Below are 19,788 nucleotides of genomic sequence, written 5' to 3'. Positions count from 1 at the left end.
TTCTCAATAATTCCCTTTTATCTCAATAGGTTTTACTCTATTGGAACGAACTAAGAAACATTGATATTACAAGACTTCTTTTCCTTATCGTTGTAAAAACGCAAAATCCTGACTCTACCCCATTACCATCAAGTTAAGAAATTCCTTGTTCCACAAAATATTAGCCTGATAGTATGTGTTGTGACTCTGTTTAGTGAAATAAGCTTATCTTACAATTTCTTATTTAAATGTATTATTAACTAGTTCCTCCCAATCTACGAAGGACAACTTATCTGTAATATGTTTTAATTCATTAGGCACTTCAACATAACATATTAATTCTAAACTGTTACCATCTGGGTCATTGAAGTATACTGAAGCATTACCTTGATGTGGGCGAATAAATGGTTCAATAGTTTTTCTATTACCAAATGGGACAGCTTCAACTTGAATAGAATATAGCCACTTTAAAGAATCTTTTATATCTTCATATGAAACTCGAAAAGCAATATGTCGTAAGGAAGGATGGTATTGAGTTTCATACTCATTTCCTTCCCATAAGCCCAACCAACTTTTCCCTTTTTCAATCCAAAAGAAAGCAGTGTCTTCATCACACCAAGCAAGTTTCAATCCTAGTTTCCGGTAAAATTCAATTGAATTTTGCAAATTACTAACTGGTAAGTGTGCTTCATACAATCCTTTAATCATGTCGTTTTCCCCCTACTCTTTGTTATTGAATATTAAGAGTATATCAATGTAAAAACAATATTAAATCCAGTAAAAGTATTAAAATTCTATATATCTTTAGAGGTAGTGTAATAGGGGAATCGTTCTTTCTAGCTAATTCAAGAATATTCAAACCGCCATTAAATAAAATATTAAATTTTTTTAATGGCGGTTTTTTATATTAGATAAACATTTATTTTCCTCATATAAAGTAGTAACATACTGTTTTAAATTCTTGATGAATAATAAAATTTCTTGATTAGACATTCTAGCATGTTGAAGATGAAATAGATTTCCTTTTCCGATTTCTAACTCGTTTGAAATCAAAGTAATAGGGATATCCTTAAAGACATGCCATGGAAAATACAAGTGTACAAAAGTTTCTCTAAAATATATACCTGATTGACAAATTAATATTCCATCCGATCCTTTACTCAAATTACCAAGCATAGATGTATCTAAAAAAGCAATGATTTCTTCTTCATTTGAAACAATATATCGTGCCCTAATTTCCTTTAACTTTTTGTCTGAAATATGAGTGTCTACAAACAATCCATTATCAGGCTCTAATAATTCATCATACGTCTCAAACAAAGTGCAGATTGATTTTATCTCATCAATTTTTATAACTGGATGTATATCATTTTGCTTTGAATTATGGAATGAACTTTTAAGAGTTATAAGTAACTCTTTAAATAACGGTGGTGGATAATCACTCAGGTTAATATTAAAACTTTTTTGGGCATCAAAAGATAAAAACCCATCTTTATCAATTTCGATTTGTTGCACTTCATTTAATTTATCCCATTTCATATTCCCTTTACCTAATAACCAATTGTTCCAATATAAACCTGAACTTGTAAAGTAAACACCATATTTCCCCGAGCCAAACATATTGCAACTTAAAAAAGCAATGATCTGATCATTCTTTGGTATAGAGAAACGTTTTTTTGCAACTGATAAGAAATCTTCAGGTATTCTGCTAACATAAAATCTAGACTGTTGATATTCTAAACAAATATCAGTTAAACGATTAATATCAATATTCAACATGATAATTCTCCGTTTCTTAAGTATTTTCTATATAAGAAATTATAACATCGTCAGGTAAAAATTAACATTTGAATTGAGGGCCACTTTATTGAATTCTAAAATCAATTAGTATTAGATTGAAAAATCTATGATTTGGTTTTAGCGTTTGGGAGAAGAATGTTTTTCCTACTTCCTTTTCTATTTTTTACAGCTGAATAGCAAGTTTTACAGATACGAGATGATAATGTAAGCAGTGTTGATTGCTTGAAATGAAGGATTTTGATAGTAGTTTAACGAATACAAATCCAAATATATAGAAAAGGATGGGGGAAATACATATGATACAATATCCGTTTTTGCAAAAAGGAGCAACGATTGGGGTAACGGCACCTTCTTCTGGTGTAGATGCCGCGTTACATAATATGTTTAAACAATCTTGTGAAAGTATGGAAAGAAAAGGATATACCGTCGTTTGCGGAGAAACAGTTTGGACACAAGAGAAAGTTAGGTCTGCTAGTGCGAAAAAAAGAGCAAATGAATTTATGGAAATGATGCAAGGTGAGGACATTGATATTATTATTCCTCCTTGGGGTGGTCAGCTATTAATTGAAATACTAGAAGATATTGATTTTGAAAAGATACATAAGAAATGGGTATTGGGATACTCGGATGTGAGTGTTTTATTATTAGCGATTACGTTAAAAATAGGAATAGCGACTGCTCATGGAACGAATTTTGTAGATGTAAGAGGCGAATATTCCGATCATACAACAGCGATGTGGCAAAGTGTATTATCAACGGAAGCAGGGGAGTCAATTACTCAGTATTCTTCGGAGAAATATCAAGCGAAATGGCAACATAATAATCCATCACCGTGTGTGTTTCACTTAACAGAAGATACAAATTGGAAAACAATTTCGAATGGGAATGTGAACATTACAGGTCGATTGCTTGGCGGATGTGTCGATGTGATTAGACACCTTATTGGCACACCATTTGGTAACGTGCAAGAGTTTAGGAAGAAACATTGTAATAACGACCCGTTCATTTGGTATTTTGAAAATTGTGAATTGACGACTGCTGATTTACGACGATCTTTGGTTCAAATGAAACTGGCTGGTTGGTTTGATCATTGTTCAGGTATTTTATTTGGCCGCAGTGCTGCAAATCATCCAGTGAATGAATATACCGCTGAAGATGTATACCAAGAACTTATGGATGAGCTGCAAATTCCAATTATTTATGACGTAGACTGTGGTCATACGCCCCCACAAATTACATTTATAAACGGGGCACTTGCAGAGGTTGAAGTGGAAGATGGTAAAGGAGTCATTACACAACATTTTAAGTAGGAATGTAGAAAGGGACTGACATGAATGGAATATAGAAATTTCTCAGAAAAATATCCAACACTCATTACAGAACGATTATGTTTACGGCCGTTAACAATACAAGATGCTGCTGATGTATTTGAATATGCTTCAAATCCAGAGATTGCGACGTATACAGTATGGTATCCGCATAAAGCATTACAGGATTCACAAATATTTGTACAGTCAATCTTAGATCAATATGAAAAAGGAGAAATGGCGGCTTACGGAATAGAATTGAAAAAGGAAAAAAAGATGATCGGGACGTGCGGTTTTATCGAATATGAAGAGAATCATCATAAGGCAGAGCTGGCGTATGCATTATCACCAAACTATTGGGGAAAAGGCATTGCAACGGAAGCAGCAAAGGCATGTATTCGTTATGGATTTGAAATATTACAGTTAAATCGTATTGAAGCAAGATGTCATGCTAGTAATGTACAATCAGAACGAGTGATGAAACGTTTAGGAATGCAATATGAGGGAACGTTACGAAAAGATATGTTTGTGAAGGAAGCATATCGAGATACGAAAATATATGCGATTTTGCGAGAGGAATATGATATATGAAAGGGAGAGTAATCGAGTGATTTACTCTTCTTTTCTACTACTTTCTTAATCATCTAGAGGTATGCCCGTTTTGACTTCAGTGCGGTTTTTACGAGTGTAGGTGAATCCCACTCTTCTTAACGCAATATGAGGTAGAGAGAAAAATGATGAACCTCGATTCCAAGGTGAGTCGAGGTTTTTTTATGACAATAGTTAAAATACAACGGAACAGTATTTATTTTAATTTTCTTAAAAAAATGAATAGAAGGAAAAATGTGATATATTCATACTATCCAATCATTTTTAAGGGAGATGGGGAACATGACAACTGAAAATCAAACAGTTGAAAATAAGGAGCTCACGATTTTTAACCACATTGGAAACACAATTGTAACAGAAGATAGAGAAATCCAAATTATTTCAAGAATAGAAGAGCCTCTTATTGTCGTGTTAGCAAATGTACTAAGTGATGAAGAGTGTGAAATGTTAATACAAATGTCTAAAAATAAAATGAAACGTTCTAAAATTGGTGTTTCGCGCAAAATAAATGACATTCGGACGAGTAGTGGTACGTTTTTAGAAGAAAGTGAGGTCACTACTAGAATCGAAAGACGAATTGCTTCGATTATGAATGTTCCTACCAAACATGGAGAAGGGCTACAGATTTTAAAGTATACAGTTGGTCAAGAATATAAAGCGCATTATGATTTTTTCGCAGAAAACAGTGCGGCAGCAAATAACAATCGTATGAGTACTCTTGTCATATATTTAAATGATGTAGAAGAAGGCGGAGAGACTTTCTTTCCCAAACTCAACCTTTCTGTATCTCCGAAAAAAGGAATGGCGGTATATTTCGAATATTTTTATCAGGATGCATCATTAAATAAACTCACTTTACATGGCAGTGCACCTGTTACCAAAGGTGAAAAATGGATTGCGACGCAGTGGATGAGAAGAAGAGCTATCTATTAAAATATCACTCAACAATTTGGCTGGGTGTGCTGCAAGAATTAGAAAAGAATCGTTATGATTTATCAAATATGAAACGGATTTTATGCGGCGGTGCAGCTGCACCGAAAAGTGTGATTGCAGCATTCGAACAAAAATACAATGTCCCATTTGTGCATGCATAGGGTTGTTATTACAGATTTTATAATACTGTAAGAAATACAAAAATGACAAGCCTTTTGGAAGGTCTTTCTATTTGTTCTGAATATAATACCAATATGATTGGGATGGTAAATGTAATGGGAATATGATTTTTAAATGCCAAAATAGTAGAAAAAGATGAGGAGGGTGTATCCTGATGTGTCATTCCCTGATTTAGGGTGTTTGTAGAAGTGAATACTGATAAATTTGTAGAAGAGGAGTAGGTGGCACTTTTTTACTTTGAGTTAGAAAACTAAAATAACTAAGTTTCACAGTTTGAATAATAAAAAAAACACCTCAGGAGATTCTGAGATGTTAGCCTATTGATTATGCTATGCACTTGTTACACTTTTAAGGTTTGTAATGTAATGAGAAAGAGGGCTTTCTAGTTATTTACCCAGTTTTTCAATTGTTACATCTTGCTTTTCTTCCACTGAGTCCTTTAAGGCATTTTTAAGTAAAGTAAGAAATTCTGTTCCTCTTCCAGTAGTATGATATTCTGCTAAGTTAGTTATATCCTCAGGGATTTTATCTCCATAAGGAGGTTTCTTGGTTAAGTCCTCTATGTCCCATATCACTTTTGATGGAGGTATCTTACTTAATGTTTCTCTGATTTCTTCCACATTTTTGAGAGCCTCAGTTGCATCTTGCCATTTTAATTTATCAAAATATAAGTCTTTCATTAGTAGAGGGTATTTAGTTCCCCATCCCTCAGGTTCAGTATGATAGGAGATTGTTGAGAAAAAGCTATGTAAAAAATCAGGGTGTCCTGCCTCATAAAAAAACATGTCTACAGAAAATCCTACTGCCATTTTTATCAGTCCTCTTTTATAATTTTTATTTCAGGTAATGTATTAGCTTTTCTGCTTATTTCTGCTTTAATTTCCTTTAAAATTTCATTAGAAACAGTTTGACCTCTTGTATCTATAATGATAGTTTGCTTTGTGCCTAAAGGCAAATGAATATCCCTATCATTTACCTGCTTAACAATTGTATTTACTAAGTTAGTTCTCCTTGATTTAGTGGATAGGTCATAATTTTTTAGCTCTACACTGTGACCTTCTGCATAAAAATCAGGTCTAGTACTACCTTTTGTATACTTAGATACTTCTTCTCTATCCTTAAAGGCAACTTGTTCTCTATATTTAGGATGTCCCTCAGCAAAATCAGTCTCTGATGTTCTCCATGATGGTCTAGCGAACAGTAGATAAGTGCCCAGTCCACCTAAGTAATGTCCCCAATGACCTGATGAGGCTACAGTGGAGGCAAATCCTGTTTCAACAGCTCCTGCTCCACCTGCAAAGCCACCTGCTAAAGCAGGTTGTAACCTTGGTGTCATTCCTGCAATATCTGTTACTTTTGTAAAACTTGCTCCTTTTGCTAGTTTAGAGATTTTATCAAGACCCTTAGTACCTAGCAAACCTGTTCCAATTTGTGCTAGTGCATAGCCTCCCCATCTAGCCATACTCTCTGCATTACCATTCCATACATCTCTCATGAAAGAATCTGATATAACATTGTACATGGTACTAAGGGTATCAATAGGGTGTATTATAGAATTACCTATGTTTGCCCATGTTTCTCCCTCACCCAAAGACAAGAATCCTTCCCATGCATCTCCAAACCCTTTTCCTGCACCTTCCCAAAGACCATCTCTAATACTTTCTAGTGTTGACTTTTCAGGAAGTTTTCCACAAGTTTCTCCTATTTCTAAGTCTGCTAGTTGGTCAGCCTCTCTGAATTTTTTTGCTGACTGTAATAGATTTTCTTCTAGGGAATTCATTATTTGAGTAATATTGAACATTTGAGGGCTAGCATCTCTGAACATTTGATAAAATCTTTGATTGGTAGCTCCTGACCATTGACTGCATATGTACTCTGTTTGATTATACAGGTCTTTATGTATGTACTCTAACTGGTGTTTGGCATCCCTGATATCTCAAAATTATGATATTTTAAGAATAATTAAAATAGACAGAAAGAAGGGGTTGCATGAATATTCAAACTACTGGTAATGAATTGAATACTAAGCTGTTGAATGATTGGTATCAAGAAATGAGAGCGCAACATGTAATCAAAGCTACACAACTAAAGAAAGAAATTGATGAAAAGATTCATAATATAGAAACAGACCAAAATTTACTCCTCTACTATGCTCTTTTAGACTTTAGATATAGAGTATTAACAGATGGTTTAAGTATTTCAAAACATTCTTTTGATAAAATTGAGTCTTTCCCTACACCAGTAGACACTTTTTTGGCTTACTATTATCATTTCTTCAAGGCTGTCCATTCTACTATACTTACAAATTACAATGAAGCTAGAAAGCATTATGAAAAAGCAGGAAGCTTATTACAACATGTTTCAGATGAAATGGAACAAGCTGAGTTCAATTATAGGGTTGCATCATTCTATTACCAAATGTATCAGCCACTTTTAGCAATTCAATATGCAACCAAGGCAAATGAAATATTCTCTAAACATGTAGGTTATGAAATTAATGTGGCTTTATGTGAAAATGTTTTAGGATTATCTTGTTCAGAGTTAAAACAATATGAGCAAGCAGAGGAATACTTTACTTCTGCAGTTAATATCTTACAAAAGAAAAATGATGAAACATTAATTTTAAGGGTAAGGCACAATCTAGGATTGTTATATGCAAATCAAAATCTTTCACCTTTAGCTATTAGACACTTATCAGAAATTTCTCGAAAAATTCCTAATCATTTTAAAGCAATTTTTATAGAAGCAAGAGAACATTACAAATTAGGAGCAATAGCAAATGCTAAGGAGTTAATTGAGACAGGATTGAAAGTTTGTGGAGAGTTAGAAAATAATGAGTATAAGCATTACTTTTTGATTTTGAAGGAACTAAGCCAATTTTCAACAGTAGAAAATATAGAAAAAGTAGTTCTGGAAGGATTTTCTTGCTTTGAAAGAGAAAATTTAGTGGAGTATGTTCAAGAGTATAGTGAAATGCTAGCTATGGAGTTTCATAAGAAAGGTAGTATAGAACAGGCTGAAAAGTATTTTCATAAGGCTTATGAAATAAGACAAAAATTACTAGAAAAAGGAGCATTAAAATGATGAAAAAGCTTGGTTTAACTGTAATGGGATTAGCAGTTGCAGGTGTTTTATCTTTTGGAGTAAGTACTCTTTCTGAATCAAAGCAAGCAGGGCATGGAGATCTTCCAGTGTCAAAGGCTGATGTTAAGCAATATGCTGCTCATGGGGATACACCTGCACCAAAAACTGATTTAGTACTAGCCACTCATGGAGAAAAAATTTAAACAAAGGTTATGTAGTAAAAGAGCTAATCATAATGAAATGCACCAAAAAGTTAGAGACATATTTTAAGTAGCTAATGAGGAATGAGTTCTGTATTGTTATTGTACAGGGCTCATTCTTTTATATTTATTTTCATCCAATAATATGTACTACACGGAATATCAGCAACTTTAACTAAGTCAATGATTTTATATTCATGCCGCAATTCATAAATTATTCGTGTTCTTATTAACATTAATGTTTGGCGGTGCTTTATTTAATAAGTGTATAAAAATTTATCTAAATTTTCTAAAAATATTGACAAAAACACTTTCAATTTTTATACTTGTGACAGCTTGCATGAATGCAATGAACTGTTAATAAGTCATTTTATAATACTTAATATTGAAAGCGTTTTTATAAGGGAGGAGAAGAAATATGATGATGGATGTGCCATTAACAATTAGTTCGATGATTGAAAGAGCAGAAAAACTATTCCCAAAGAAAGAGATTATTTCTCGTACACATAGTACAATTACACGGTTAACGTATAAGGAGTTAGGTGAGCGAACGAGACGCTTGTCCAGTGCGTTGCAAAAGTTAGGTGTGATGCATGGGGAACGAGTTGGCACACTAGCATGGAATCACCATCGTCATGTAGAAGCCTATTTTGCGATTCCTAGTATTGGTGCGGTCCTGCATACGATTAATATTCGTTTATCCTCGCAGCACATTTCTTATATTATTAACCATGCAGAAGACCGCACTTTACTCATCGATGAAGATATGGTGCCGCTTGTTGAGAAAATTCAAGGGGAATTATCAACTGTACAAGCTTATATCATCATGACTGATAAAAAAGAGCTTCCAGAAACAACACTTCAACCTGTATACCACTATGAACAACTTCTTGAAGAAGGAAATCCTAATTTTTCGTTTTTAAAAGATATCGATGAAAATATGCCAGCTGGTATGTGCTATACATCAGCTACAACAGGCAATCCGAAAGGCGTCGTATATACACATCGTAGTACTGTTTTGCATAGTATGACGCTTGGACTTGCAGATACAGCGGCACTTTCTGAAAGTGATGCTGCGATGCCGGTTGTTCCTATGTTTCATGTAAACGCTTGGGGATTACCGTTTGCAGCAACATGGTTTGGATCAAAGCAAGTTCTTCCTGGACCAATGTTTACACCGGAAATTTTATTAGAGATGATGCAGGAAGAAAAAGTAACATTAGCAGCTGGCGTCCCAACAATTTGGCTTGGTGTGCTGCAAGAACTAGAAAAGAATCGTTATGATCTATCAAATATGAAACGAATTTTATGCGGCGGTGCAGCTGCGCCGAAAAGTGTGATTGCAGCCTTCGAACAAAAATACAATGTCCCATTTGTGCATGCATATGGAATGACAGAAACAAGTCCACTTGTCACGCTTGCACGTTTGAAAAGTTATGAACGTGAACTACCATATGAAGAACAACTTACGATACGTGCGAAGCAAGGTTATTTAGTGCCTGGTGTTGAAATGAAAGTTGTTGGTGAAAAGGGGGATGTAGCATGGAACGGACAAGAAATGGGTGAGCTATGCTTACGTGCTCCTTGGATTGCGGCAAGTTATTATAAGGACGAACGAACAGCAGAGGGATTTCGAGATGGATGGCTATATACAGGAGATGTCGTTACGGTTGATGAAGAAGGGTGTATTAAGATTGTTGATCGAACGAAAGATGTAATTAAAAGTGGTGGAGAATGGATTTCATCTGTTGATTTAGAAAATGCTTTAATGGCACATGAAGCAATATTTGAAGCGGCTGTTGTTGCAGTACCACATAAACAGTGGCAAGAGCGCCCTGTTGCATGTGTTGTTGTAAAACAAGATCAATCTGTTACAAAAGAAGAATTATATGACTTTTTAAAACCGCAATTCGCAAAATGGTGGCTACCAGATGAGATTGTCTTTCTAAAAGAAATTCCAAAAACTTCAGTCGGCAAATTTTTAAAACAGGCACTTCGAAAAGAGTTAGAGCAATATTATATAGCAGATTGAAGATGTTAACTGTAATTGTATTGTAGTTGACAATATAAAAAGAGCAAGGTAACATATCATATGTTACCTTATTTTGATTTAAAGTTTACAAACAGGAGAAAACATAATATGAGTACAAGAAATTTAGTTTTTGTAGCTTTATTTAGTGCCATTATGGCAGTGTTAGGACTTATACCGCCAATTGCTTTATCATTTACACCTGTACCGATTACACTACAATCACTTGGTGTCATGCTTGCAGGCGGTTTGTTAGGATCTCGTCTGGGGGCTCTTAGCCAATTCGTATTTTTACTTGTTGTAGCAGCGGGTGCACCGTTGTTAGCTGGAGGCCGCGGTGGATTTTCAGTTTTTGTGGGACCGAGTGCCGGTTATTTAATGGGATATGTAATTGGAGCATTTGTTATTGGATATTTCGCAGAACGTCTTCGCAACGTATCATTTCTGAAATTATTTTTAATTAATATTATTGGTGGTATTTTCGTTGTATATTTCTTTGGTGTTATCGTACAAGCTTTTGTGATGGATATAAGTGTAGTAAAAGCAGCGAAATTAAGTGTTGTGTTCTTACCGGGAGATCTATTGAAGGCTGTATTTGCGACAATTCTTGTTACGAGACTACAACGTTCATTGAAACGAACAATTTATCATACAAATTATGAAACACGTTAAAACGTGTTTCTTTTTGTTATAGAGAAGGAAGTGAAATAGGTGGGGATTACAAAATCTTATGCAGCACATGCTCATTATCAACCGAACAAAACTGCAATAAAATTAAAAGATAGAAGCGTTACATATAAAGAATGGTATAGGTCAGTTTGCCAAGTTGTGAATTGGCTTCATGAGGAAGAAGTAAGTAATAAAAAGATTGCGATTTTACTTGATAATAGCGTAGAATTTTTACAAATTTTTGCTGGGTCTGCTATGGCAGGTTGGATTTGTATACCACTTGATCCAAAGTGGAGTATTCATGAACTTGAGGAACGACTACAAATTGTACAGCCTTCTATTATAGTTGTAGCACAGCATAAACGTAATCAATTGCCTCAAACAAATAGTAAAGTATTTTCGATCAGTACGTGGTCTGACAGAATAATAAACACTTCTATTACAGTAAATGATATAGAAAAGGTGGGAGAGTTACCTTTTTATATGGGATTCACATCAGGATCAACTGGACAAGCAAAAGCGTTTCTCCGCTCACAACAATCATGGGTAGAAAGCTTTGCTTGTAATGTTTATGATTTTCATATGAAAAAAGATGAGACAGTATTGCTTGCGGGAACGTTCGTTCATTCTCTATTTTTATATGGTGCAATGAGCGCTTTATTCTTAGGACAAACGATATATATGACAGAAAAATTCATTCCAAACCGTGTTCTTTCAATATTAGAGAAGGAATCTATTTCTGTTATGTATACAGTCCCAACGATGCTAGAGTCCTTATACAAAGAAGAAAGAATGATAGAACGGGAGATAAAGATTATTTCATCAGGTGCAAAATGGGAAGCTGAAGCAAAGCAAAAAATCAAACAGGTTTTTCCGAATGCAAAGCGATATGAATTTTATGGAGCGTCTGAATTAAGCTTTGTTACAGCGCTATCACATCATGATAATGAAAATAAACCATCTTCAGTTGGAAGACCATGTCATAATGTAAAGATTAGTATTCGAAATGGGGATGGACAAGAAGTAGAGCAAGGAATAGTCGGCACAATTTATGTGAAGAGTGAACAATTTTTTATGGGATATATAATAGATTATGCACCAATTTCTCACGTAACGAGTGATGGATGGATGACAGTTCATGATGTAGGTTATGTTGATGAAGATGGATTTTTATATATTGTAGGACGAGAAAAAAATATGATTATTTATGGGGGAATCAACATCTTTCCTGAAGAAATTGAACGTGTATTACAGATACATCCATATGTAGATGAAGTAGTAGTTGTTGGTAAGAAAGATATGTACTGGGGAGAAAAGCCGGTAGCGCTAGTTAAAGGAGCTGTATCAAAAAAGGAATTGAAGCAACTTTGTTTGGGAAGGTTATCTTCCTATAAAATTCCGACGGAATGGTATTTTGTAGATGTAATTCCTCATACAAGCAGTGGGAAAGTTGCACGGGCAGAAGTAAAAGAAATGATTGAAAAGCAGGAGCTTATGTATGAATAGAGCGGTAATTGTTGAAGCGAAACGTACTCCAATTGGAAAGATAAATGGTATGTTTAGAGATTATTCCGTTGAAAAATTAGCAGCTCCTTTACTTACATATATAAGTAAAGGTATCGAAAACGAAATCGCTGATGTTATATTCGGAAATGTTGTCGGGCCTGGTGGGAATGTAGCTCGGTTGTCAGCATTAGAGGCAGGTCTCCCATATGGAGTACCTGGGGTGACGATTGATCGCCAGTGCGGGGCAGGATTGGAAGCAATTCGATTGGCATGTCATCTGATTCAAGGCGGGGCGGGAACTTGTTACATTGCAGGTGGAGCCGAAAGTGTAAGTACCTCACGATTTGAAAAGCGAGCTCGCTTTTCACCTGAGCATATTGGTGATCCTGATATGGGAGTTGCTGCAGAGTATGTAGCAAAGCGTTATGGAATTACAAGAGAGATGCAAGATACGTATGCATGTTTGAGCTATAAACGAGCATTAGCGGCGTTAGAAAAAGGATATTTACAAGAAGAAATTGTACCAGTTTCTCACATTACCGTAGACGAAACAGTTAAACATTGTATGAATTATGAAAGAATGATAAAACGAACACGCCCTGCCTTTTTACAAGAGGGAACAGTGACGGCAGGGAATTCATGTGGAGTGAACGACGGAGCGTGTGCACTTCTTATTATGAATGAAACGCAAGCTGAAAAGCTTGGTTATAAACCGGTACTACGATTTGTGCATAGTGCTGTTGCTGGCGTAGATCCTCATTTTCCTGGTAGTGGACCGATATTTGCGGTACAAAAACTATTACAACAGATGAACCTTACAATAGAAGATATTGATTATATTGAAATGAATGAAGCGTTTGCTTCCAAAATCGTTGCATGTGCGCGAGAGTTAAACATTCCTTATGAAAAATTAAATGTAAACGGCGGAGCGATTGCTGTTGGACATCCATACGGTGCATCGGGAGCAATGCTCGTGACAAAATTATTTTATCAAGTGCAAAGAGAACAGGTGAAATACGTGATTGCAACGTTAGGTATTGGCGGAGGGATTGGACTTGCGCTTTTGTTTGAAAAATTATCAATACCTAAATTTTAAAAAGTCATAAAAAATAAAGGGCGATACATATTAGACATGACTAATATGTATCGCCCTTTTACTTTATGTTCAACAATCGCGCCCTTTAATAAAATAACTATTTTTTTAATGATTTTAGGTAAAGCATCTTCGTTTGACAAAAGCTAAATCTACTATTATCATCAACTCGAGCTTATTTATAGGAGTGATAAAGATGAAAATTTATGTTGATGCAGATGCTTGTCCGGTAAAAGATATTATTATCTCTGAAGGTACGAATGCTGAAATTCCTGTTATCCTTGTTACTAGCTTTTCTCATTTTTCTAATGCGGAACAACCATCAGGGGTGGAAACCATTTATGTTGATTCTGGAGCAGATGCTGCGGATTATCGGATTATGAAGTTAGCAGAAAAAGGAGATATAATCGTTACGCAAGATTATGGTCTTGCTTCGCTAGGTTTAGCAAAAGGGTGTACGGCTCTTCACCATAATGGGTATAGCTATACAAATGAAAACATTGACCAATTATTACAAACACGTTATTTGAGTGCAATGGCTCGAAAAAGCGGAAAGCGTACAAAGGGGCCAAAACCATTTACATCAGAAGATAGGGAGAAATTTAGGGAGCTTTTTAAAAGAGCGATTTCACTTTAAAAAAGAACCGTCCATTTTTAAGGAAAACCTAGAAAAATAATATTGTGACAAGTATTTCAGTTCTTTTTTCAAGCCTTACACTACACTCACATGAATAAACATTATAATTATTTGATGTATCCGTATTAATGGTACCATATTCTATCAAATGACTTAATATACAAAAAAAGACGCGTTTCTAAATAAACGCGCCCTATAGTTTAAGTGATAGCATTTGCAAATTTATATAAGGTGAAACTTTAATCAGTGGGGGGGGTTCTTCATCCCCCACTGATTATCAGCCCTCACCAATCGGGCTTTTACGGGCAGTTTATCTCCCGCCTAACTTCTTAAGAAAAGCGGAAGCGGCTCGTTCAGAATCGCAGGACGCCCACGCCCCTGACAGAGAGGCGCTTTTTGCCTCGTCCGAGGGGCGAAACGACCGGAGATTCTAGCCGCTAGAGCTGGACAATGCTTTCGCCGAATTTTGAGGTGGGAGTATTACTGCCCGTTAATGCGGGATAAAAAAGCCGATCTCCACATTTGGAAAGTCGGCCATATTGATGTATTGAGTGGAGTTGGATCGGTAACTATCATTTTTAAGTATGCACAACCGATAAAGTTGGCTTCAACTTTTTATCCCAAAGGAAAGATTGTGAGACACCGCTCTGGTATCCACTGGAGCGATGCTACAAATTAAATCTATTCGTATTCAAAATTACAATATTTCGATATAACCTTCTGTTCCATGTACGCGAATTCGTTGCCCATCTTTTATCAGTTTGGTAGCATTTTCTACCCCAACCACTGCTGGTAAGCCATATTCACGTGCGATAACTGCTCCATGGGTCATCAGTCCACCAACTTCGGTAACTAGCCCTTTTATGGATACAAATAATGGTGTCCAGCCAGGATCAGTAAAGGAGGTGACTAATATATCTCCATCTTCTAAATCAGCATCTTCCATGTTTAAGATGACACGTGCTCGTCCCTCTATAACTCCAGAAGAAACAGGCAGACCTAAAATCGCTTCGGCTGGGAGATTTTCTCGTTTGTACTCACCCGCAATGATTTCACCATCAGACGTGATAACACGTGGTGGAGTTAGTTTTTCATATAATTTGTACTCGTCTTTTCGTTTGCTAATGATCTGGTAATCCAGTTTGTTTATACGTACGACTTCGTGAAGTTCTTCAAAAGTGAGATGGTATATATCTTCTTTTTCATGAATAACGCTGGCTTGTACGAGTTGTTCGGCTTCTTTCAGTAAAGCCTGCTTATAAACGAAGTAGCGATTAATCATGCCGTATTTTGGATATTCACGATAACCGATGAAATTCCGTATTAGGCTGATCATTCGTTTTGTTTCTTTGGCTTTTTGTTCACCATCCGGTAATTGCTTCAATCGATCTAATAACTCTTGTTCTTTTTTCAAAGCGTCCTGTTGTCCTTGCTCAAATTTTTGATTTCCAGAATTAGGATCAAGTTCTTTGATGTTATTGAGAATCATGGGGACAAGTGTAGTTGGTTTTTCACTCCAACGAGTTTTAGTAATATCGATTTCTCCAGTACATCGCATTCCATATTTGTTGAGATAAGCATAGATAGCGTCTTGGGTTTCCTGTCCACCATCAAACTTAAGCAGTTCATCCAAAAAGTTATCATCTTTTACATGCTGTAAATAATTAATTACTTCTGGATAAGGACGAATCACATCTGCAACATCCAATAGCGCCAGACCCATTTCTGAAGTAATATTGTTAGGTACGGATAGAGAAAGCGTGTCTGCTACGTTTTTTTCACCTAACCACTTGTTCATTTTTTCATTGATCCATGTTGAAGCATCCATAGCGGCCATAATCACACCCAAACTTTGTGGGTCAAATAAAATCTTCTTTAATTTCTGGATATCTTCTAGAATAAAATCAAATAAATCTGATCCTGATTTCGTTTGGATGTTTTGTTTTAACTCTTCTATCGATGTTTGACTACTCTTAATCAAATTAGAAACGATTGTCGGATCGTTTTCGATTTGTGTTTGAAAATCCAAAGATTTACCCTTATTGCTTTGGCTGGAACTTTGTATTTTTTCATCATCTGGTAACGATTTTATAAAATTTTCTCGCTTGACTACGGTCATAAGCGCGTCTTTGATAAGCGGATCGGATTGTCCCAATGTATCTATTATCGTTTTTCTGCTGACAGGTGAAGCCAGATTATGCGTGATATCAACAAATAACCTTCCACCAGCTTTAAACCTGGGTCCAAAAGATGTTAACTGGAATAAAGACATTCCTAATGGTTTCAAGGGGTCGGTCATCATTTGTTGATGACCAACAGATACATAGACGTGATTTTCTTGATCATTCACTTCAGGGATGGGGTATAAAGTAGTGATTGGACGACTCTGGACAATATAAAATGTATCATCAACCAAACACCATTCGATATCTTGTGGGCAACCAAAATAAGCTTCGATCTGTCTTCCTATACGTGCTAGTTGTAATATTTGTTGTTCAGTAAGTGTTTGAGTCTTGTGCTGATCAGGATCAATCTGCCGCGCTTCTGTTCCGCCTTCTTTTCGTGCATAGATAGCCAATTTTTTGGTTGCTATCATCTTATCAACGATTTTATCTTCCTGTACTTTATAACAATCGGCAGATACCAATCCAGAGACCAGTGCTTCTCCAAGCCCAAAACTGGCATCGATTGATAGTAACTTTCGGTTAGAGGTAATCGGATCAGCGGTAAATAAAATGCCTGAAGCTTGTGGGAAAACCATCCTTTGAACGATAACGGATAAATAAACTTGTCTGTGGTTAAATCTATTTTGTATTCGGTATATTACCGCTCGATCCGTAAATAGAGAAGCCCAACATTTTCTGATATGCTGCAAGATGTCTTCTTTTCCGATGATATTTAAATAGGTGTCTTGTTGACCAGCAAAAGAAGCATGTGGCAAATCTTCAGCGGTCGCACTAGAACGCACTGCATAAGCATTTTTATCACCAAACTGGGAGAGATAGTCAGCAACTGCTCCCGCAATATCGGAAGGAATTTCTACTTCCATAATAATTTGTCGGATCTTCCTGCTGATTTCACCAATTTGATCACGATCCTCTACTTTTAGCATTGTTATTTGATCCAACAATGCTTGAAACGTTTCGTTTTGTTCGATGGCTTTTTGATACCCTACTGTTGTAATACAAAATCCTTCTGGTACTTGTATTCCTTGAATTTTTGATAATCCCCCTAAATTTAACCCTTTTCCGCCAACGAGCAAAAGCTGTGTTTTTTCTATCTCCTGAAAACCGAGAATCAAAGAACTCATTCTACATCTCTCCTAAACATTAATGTTCTATTGATTCTAGCAGTAGTAAATGAGAATAAAAAGTCTATATTAACCATTTTGTAAATGCTATAATTAAATTAGGAAGAGTTCAAAAAATAGTTAAACCTTACCATACAGTAGTAAACTGATGCCTCGGTTCATCCACTCGAAAGTAGTTCATATGCCTTTTAGCCCACAATGAATATCGTTAAAATCAACTTTTTTCCATTTAATCTGTGTATTTTCCCCAAAATATCTTATATTAATATGAGATATCAAGTTCCTTAATAAACTAACCTTCCCGTTGGCATAAGTACAGTTCTTCACAATCTCTATTTTCTGTATAAAGAGTTATTCAATAATCGGGCCGAATTGTTGAGGGATTATAGACAGTAGACATCCTACTTGAATAAGATTAATGGTAAAATTGAGAAGTATGGAAGACTTGATAAAGAATATAAAGTGAAACTTTAATCAGTGGGGGGGGTTCTTCATCCCCCACTGATTATCAGCCCTCACCAATCGGGCTTTTACGGGCAGTTTATCTCCCGCCTAACTTCTTAAGAAAGGCGGAAGCGGCTCGCTCAGAATCGCAGGACGCCCACGCACAAGGTGGAGAGGCGCTTTCTGCCTCGTCCGAGGGGGCGAAACGACCGGAGATTCTAGCCGCTAGAGCTGGACAATGTTTTCGCTGAATTTTGAGGTGGGAGTAGCCCCCAAATAGCAGGATAAACTAGTTGGTTACAATTAAAAGGGGCTTAATATTAAGGAAGGAAGTGCAAAACTATAGATTTCGAAACTATTATGCAGGAGCTTGAAGCCCTCGGTAAGGAACGAACTAAAAAAATGTACATATCCAATGGTGCGCACAAGCCGCTTTTTGGCATAGCTACAGGTGCTATGAAACCAATCGCAAAGAAAATAAAAATAAATCAATGTTTAGCTGAAGAGCTTTATTCCACAGGTAACTACGATGCAATGTACTTTGTAGGCATTATTGCAAATCCAAAAGCAGTTTCCTAAATGCTTACGAAAGTATTCATAAAGAAATTGATAGAGGGAGGCTTGGTTTCAAACGTAAATATGTAAGATGTTAAAAATTAGCTTAGTATTGGGGTGTTGATCCAAGAATGATTAACACTCTTTTTGTTGAAGTTACTGAACTAACGATTACGACTTGTTTCGATTAGCTGGTTTAGTTAAAGAAGGCCTCAAATGGGTATGTAGTCAAAATAAACGATGTTATCAGCAATGAAAAAGGATCTGCATTTGAAGATCCTTTTATAATATCTATAAATCATTATTTAAAATTTCCCGCATTTTACACATTTACCTTTGGTTTGCTTCTGATAATTCCAGGTAGCTCCAGTGATCGCGATACCCAGCAACAACCATCCTCCATATACTATAGATACCAACAAACCTTGGTCATCGAAAGACATTGGTCCATTCGAAAGACCTAATACTTCCAAAAGAGAGCCCAATATTGCCAAAAATCCCATTGAAATTGTCATAGATGCAGCAACCCAACCTCCGGTGATTAGAATGAATCGAGGAACTTTTTTCCCAGCAGCAAATGGTACCCACTTAGGAAACATACGCCCCCATTTTTGTACAAGAGCAAGACAAAGCAATGCACAAGCGCCAAATACTAGCATTTCTCCATAAGCAGAATGTTGACTGAAATTTTGGCCACCTCCTAGGGTGCCACCGAAGGACCAATAAAGTTTCAATAATGGATATGGAAAAGATAGTACAAACGCAGCATAGCCGAACCAAATACGGTCAGGTTGGGTTTTCACTGAAGGCCCTTGACCACATACAATGCATGCCCCTCGGGATATACGTTGAAAAGAGAGAGTTGCTGCAGCAAGTAGTATGGCAGCTATGAGGCTAATGGTTCTGGTTGCAAATCCTGGCCAATCCACAACAGGGGGCAAACCGGGGATTCCAAGTACAGCAGCTGTTCGTAATATGTCAAACATAATACCGCCTGATGACCAGACTAACATAAAACAAGCGCCCCATGTGCTAATTAGCAAAAGAAAACGTATCGTCAAACTTTCCCGCTGCCAGTTAATAGATAGTGCTAGTGCAATCATTCCTAAGATTGAAGCAAATACCGTAATTCCTACTGGAGCAAATCCCATTGTGTAATCCGGTGCTCCAGGTAAAAAGGATTTCAATATAATTGCGAATAGTGTGATAGAACTTGCTCCAATTGCAAACCACGCTTTTATATTCGATTGAACAATCTTGGTTTTACTGTCCACCTTGGTAACTTTTTCTCCATTGAAATTAATCATGAATGAATCACCTCATTTTATTTTTCAAGATTGTTACCAACTTTTTGCTTTTCCTATAATTCCTTTGCAATAATCAACAATGAAGGCAGATCACTAAGGACATCTTCAATCCCTTACTTCTCGGTTATTAATTTAAGTTTATATAA

The 19,788-nt window shown here is 36.2% G+C and carries 17 protein-coding genes and 1 pseudogene; 12 read left to right on the top strand and 6 right to left on the bottom strand.

Annotated features, from left to right (window positions below; translation table 11 throughout):
* Positions 1-219 precede the first annotated feature (219 nt).
* Together MR076_RS13700 and MR076_RS13695 are read right to left on the bottom strand one after the other, a co-directional pair.
* Complete coding sequence (locus MR076_RS13700; protein ID WP_242221415.1) at positions 220-687, bottom strand: VOC family protein; 468 nt, start codon at positions 685-687, stop codon at positions 220-222.
* A gap of 180 nt (positions 688-867) precedes the next feature.
* On the bottom strand, positions 868-1,758 hold the full coding sequence (locus tag MR076_RS13695) for a hypothetical protein (RefSeq protein ID WP_242221413.1): 891 nt from the start codon (positions 1,756-1,758) through the stop codon (positions 868-870).
* A gap of 317 nt (positions 1,759-2,075) precedes the next feature.
* Here MR076_RS13695 and MR076_RS13690 point away from each other — a divergent pair, with 317 nt between their 5' ends.
* From MR076_RS13690 to MR076_RS13675, 4 genes are all read left to right on the top strand, one after another.
* Positions 2,076-3,089, top strand: coding sequence for a S66 family peptidase (locus MR076_RS13690; protein WP_242221410.1), 1,014 nt, complete (start codon positions 2,076-2,078; stop codon positions 3,087-3,089).
* Positions 3,090-3,113: 24 nt separating this feature from the next.
* Positions 3,114-3,677 (top strand): GNAT family N-acetyltransferase, encoded by a 564-nt coding sequence (locus MR076_RS13685; RefSeq protein WP_242221409.1) that lies wholly within the window; start codon positions 3,114-3,116, stop codon positions 3,675-3,677.
* Between the two features lie 300 nt (positions 3,678-3,977).
* The gene (locus tag MR076_RS13680) at positions 3,978-4,628 is read left to right on the top strand and encodes a 2OG-Fe(II) oxygenase (protein WP_242221407.1); all 651 of its coding nucleotides are present in this window, start codon (positions 3,978-3,980) and stop codon (positions 4,626-4,628) included.
* Complete coding sequence (locus MR076_RS13675) at positions 4,601-4,789, top strand: hypothetical protein (protein ID WP_242221548.1); 189 nt, start codon at positions 4,601-4,603, stop codon at positions 4,787-4,789. The genes MR076_RS13680 and MR076_RS13675 overlap by 28 nt, the downstream gene beginning before the upstream one ends.
* 405 nt (positions 4,790-5,194) lie before the next feature.
* Here MR076_RS13675 and MR076_RS13670 read toward each other — a convergent pair whose 3' ends face one another.
* A complete protein-coding gene (locus MR076_RS13670) occupies positions 5,195-5,617 on the bottom strand; it encodes an Imm70 family immunity protein (protein ID WP_242221405.1) in 423 nt (140 codons plus the stop codon).
* Between the two features lie 5 nt (positions 5,618-5,622).
* Positions 5,623-6,741 (bottom strand): WXG100 family type VII secretion target, encoded by a 1,119-nt coding sequence (locus tag MR076_RS13665; RefSeq protein WP_313897336.1) that lies wholly within the window; start codon positions 6,739-6,741, stop codon positions 5,623-5,625.
* 56 nt (positions 6,742-6,797) lie between these two features.
* Here MR076_RS13665 and MR076_RS13655 point away from each other — a divergent pair, with 56 nt between their 5' ends.
* From MR076_RS13655 to MR076_RS13625, 7 genes are all read left to right on the top strand, one after another.
* Positions 6,798-7,892, top strand: a complete 1,095-nt coding sequence (locus MR076_RS13655) for a Rap family tetratricopeptide repeat protein (RefSeq protein WP_242221403.1) — start codon at positions 6,798-6,800, stop codon at positions 7,890-7,892.
* A complete protein-coding gene (locus MR076_RS13650; protein WP_242221401.1) occupies positions 7,889-8,095 on the top strand; it encodes a Phr family secreted Rap phosphatase inhibitor in 207 nt (68 codons plus the stop codon). The genes MR076_RS13655 and MR076_RS13650 overlap by 4 nt, the downstream gene beginning before the upstream one ends.
* 415 nt (positions 8,096-8,510) lie before the next feature.
* Positions 8,511-10,124: a long-chain fatty acid--CoA ligase gene (locus MR076_RS13645; RefSeq protein ID WP_242221399.1), complete on the top strand. Its 1,614-nt coding sequence runs from the start codon at positions 8,511-8,513 to the stop codon at positions 10,122-10,124.
* A 108-nt stretch (positions 10,125-10,232) separates the two neighbouring features.
* Positions 10,233-10,793 (top strand): biotin transporter BioY, encoded by a 561-nt coding sequence (locus MR076_RS13640; RefSeq protein WP_242221397.1) that lies wholly within the window; start codon positions 10,233-10,235, stop codon positions 10,791-10,793.
* A 39-nt stretch (positions 10,794-10,832) separates the two neighbouring features.
* Complete coding sequence (locus MR076_RS13635) at positions 10,833-12,296, top strand: acyl-CoA synthetase (protein ID WP_242221395.1); 1,464 nt, start codon at positions 10,833-10,835, stop codon at positions 12,294-12,296.
* Positions 12,289-13,392, top strand: coding sequence for an acetyl-CoA C-acyltransferase (locus MR076_RS13630; RefSeq protein WP_242221393.1), 1,104 nt, complete (start codon positions 12,289-12,291; stop codon positions 13,390-13,392). The genes MR076_RS13635 and MR076_RS13630 overlap by 8 nt, the downstream gene beginning before the upstream one ends.
* A 193-nt stretch (positions 13,393-13,585) precedes the next feature.
* A complete protein-coding gene (locus MR076_RS13625; protein ID WP_242221391.1) occupies positions 13,586-14,026 on the top strand; it encodes a YaiI/YqxD family protein in 441 nt (146 codons plus the stop codon).
* A 697-nt stretch (positions 14,027-14,723) separates the two neighbouring features.
* On the opposite strand, the gene ppsA is transcribed toward MR076_RS13625, so the two are convergent.
* Complete coding sequence (gene ppsA, locus MR076_RS13620; RefSeq protein ID WP_242221389.1) at positions 14,724-17,336, bottom strand: phosphoenolpyruvate synthase; 2,613 nt, start codon at positions 17,334-17,336, stop codon at positions 14,724-14,726.
* A 786-nt stretch (positions 17,337-18,122) separates the two neighbouring features.
* On the opposite strand from ppsA, the pseudogene MR076_RS13615 reads away from it, so the two are divergent.
* A pseudogene (locus MR076_RS13615) lies at positions 18,123-18,356 on the top strand (DNA alkylation repair protein); the annotation flags it as partial.
* A gap of 284 nt (positions 18,357-18,640) precedes the next feature.
* Here MR076_RS13615 and MR076_RS13610 read toward each other — a convergent pair.
* On the bottom strand, positions 18,641-19,609 hold the full coding sequence (locus tag MR076_RS13610) for a hypothetical protein (RefSeq protein WP_242221388.1): 969 nt from the start codon (positions 19,607-19,609) through the stop codon (positions 18,641-18,643).
* Positions 19,610-19,788: the final 179 nt, after the last annotated feature.

Source organism: Bacillus cereus group sp. BfR-BA-01380, assembly GCF_022663535.1.
Classification (GTDB): Bacteria; Bacillota; Bacilli; order Bacillales; family Bacillaceae_G; genus Bacillus_A; species Bacillus_A cereus_BB.
This window is presented reverse-complemented; position numbering and strand designations above follow the sequence as displayed.

What these genes read in the sequence shown, in the direction of transcription:
- MR076_RS13700 (WP_242221415.1), bottom strand. Translation starts at nt 687, where the DNA reads ATGATTAAAGGATTGTATGAAGCACACTTACCAGTTAGTAATTTGCAA.
- MR076_RS13695 (WP_242221413.1), bottom strand. Translation starts at nt 1,758, where the DNA reads ATGTTGAATATTGATATTAATCGTTTAACTGATATTTGTTTAGAATAT.
- MR076_RS13690 (WP_242221410.1), top strand. Translation starts at nt 2,076, where the DNA reads ATGATACAATATCCGTTTTTGCAAAAAGGAGCAACGATTGGGGTAACG.
- MR076_RS13685 (WP_242221409.1), top strand. Translation starts at nt 3,114, where the DNA reads ATGGAATATAGAAATTTCTCAGAAAAATATCCAACACTCATTACAGAA.
- MR076_RS13680 (WP_242221407.1), top strand. Translation starts at nt 3,978, where the DNA reads ATGACAACTGAAAATCAAACAGTTGAAAATAAGGAGCTCACGATTTTT.
- MR076_RS13670 (WP_242221405.1), bottom strand. Translation starts at nt 5,617, where the DNA reads ATGGCAGTAGGATTTTCTGTAGACATGTTTTTTTATGAGGCAGGACAC.
- MR076_RS13655 (WP_242221403.1), top strand. Translation starts at nt 6,798, where the DNA reads ATGAATATTCAAACTACTGGTAATGAATTGAATACTAAGCTGTTGAAT.
- MR076_RS13650 (WP_242221401.1), top strand. Translation starts at nt 7,889, where the DNA reads ATGATGAAAAAGCTTGGTTTAACTGTAATGGGATTAGCAGTTGCAGGT.
- MR076_RS13645 (WP_242221399.1), top strand. Translation starts at nt 8,511, where the DNA reads ATGATGATGGATGTGCCATTAACAATTAGTTCGATGATTGAAAGAGCA.
- MR076_RS13640 (WP_242221397.1), top strand. Translation starts at nt 10,233, where the DNA reads ATGAGTACAAGAAATTTAGTTTTTGTAGCTTTATTTAGTGCCATTATG.
- MR076_RS13630 (WP_242221393.1), top strand. Translation starts at nt 12,289, where the DNA reads ATGAATAGAGCGGTAATTGTTGAAGCGAAACGTACTCCAATTGGAAAG.
- MR076_RS13625 (WP_242221391.1), top strand. Translation starts at nt 13,586, where the DNA reads ATGAAAATTTATGTTGATGCAGATGCTTGTCCGGTAAAAGATATTATT.
- ppsA (WP_242221389.1), bottom strand. Translation starts at nt 17,336, where the DNA reads ATGAGTTCTTTGATTCTCGGTTTTCAGGAGATAGAAAAAACACAGCTT.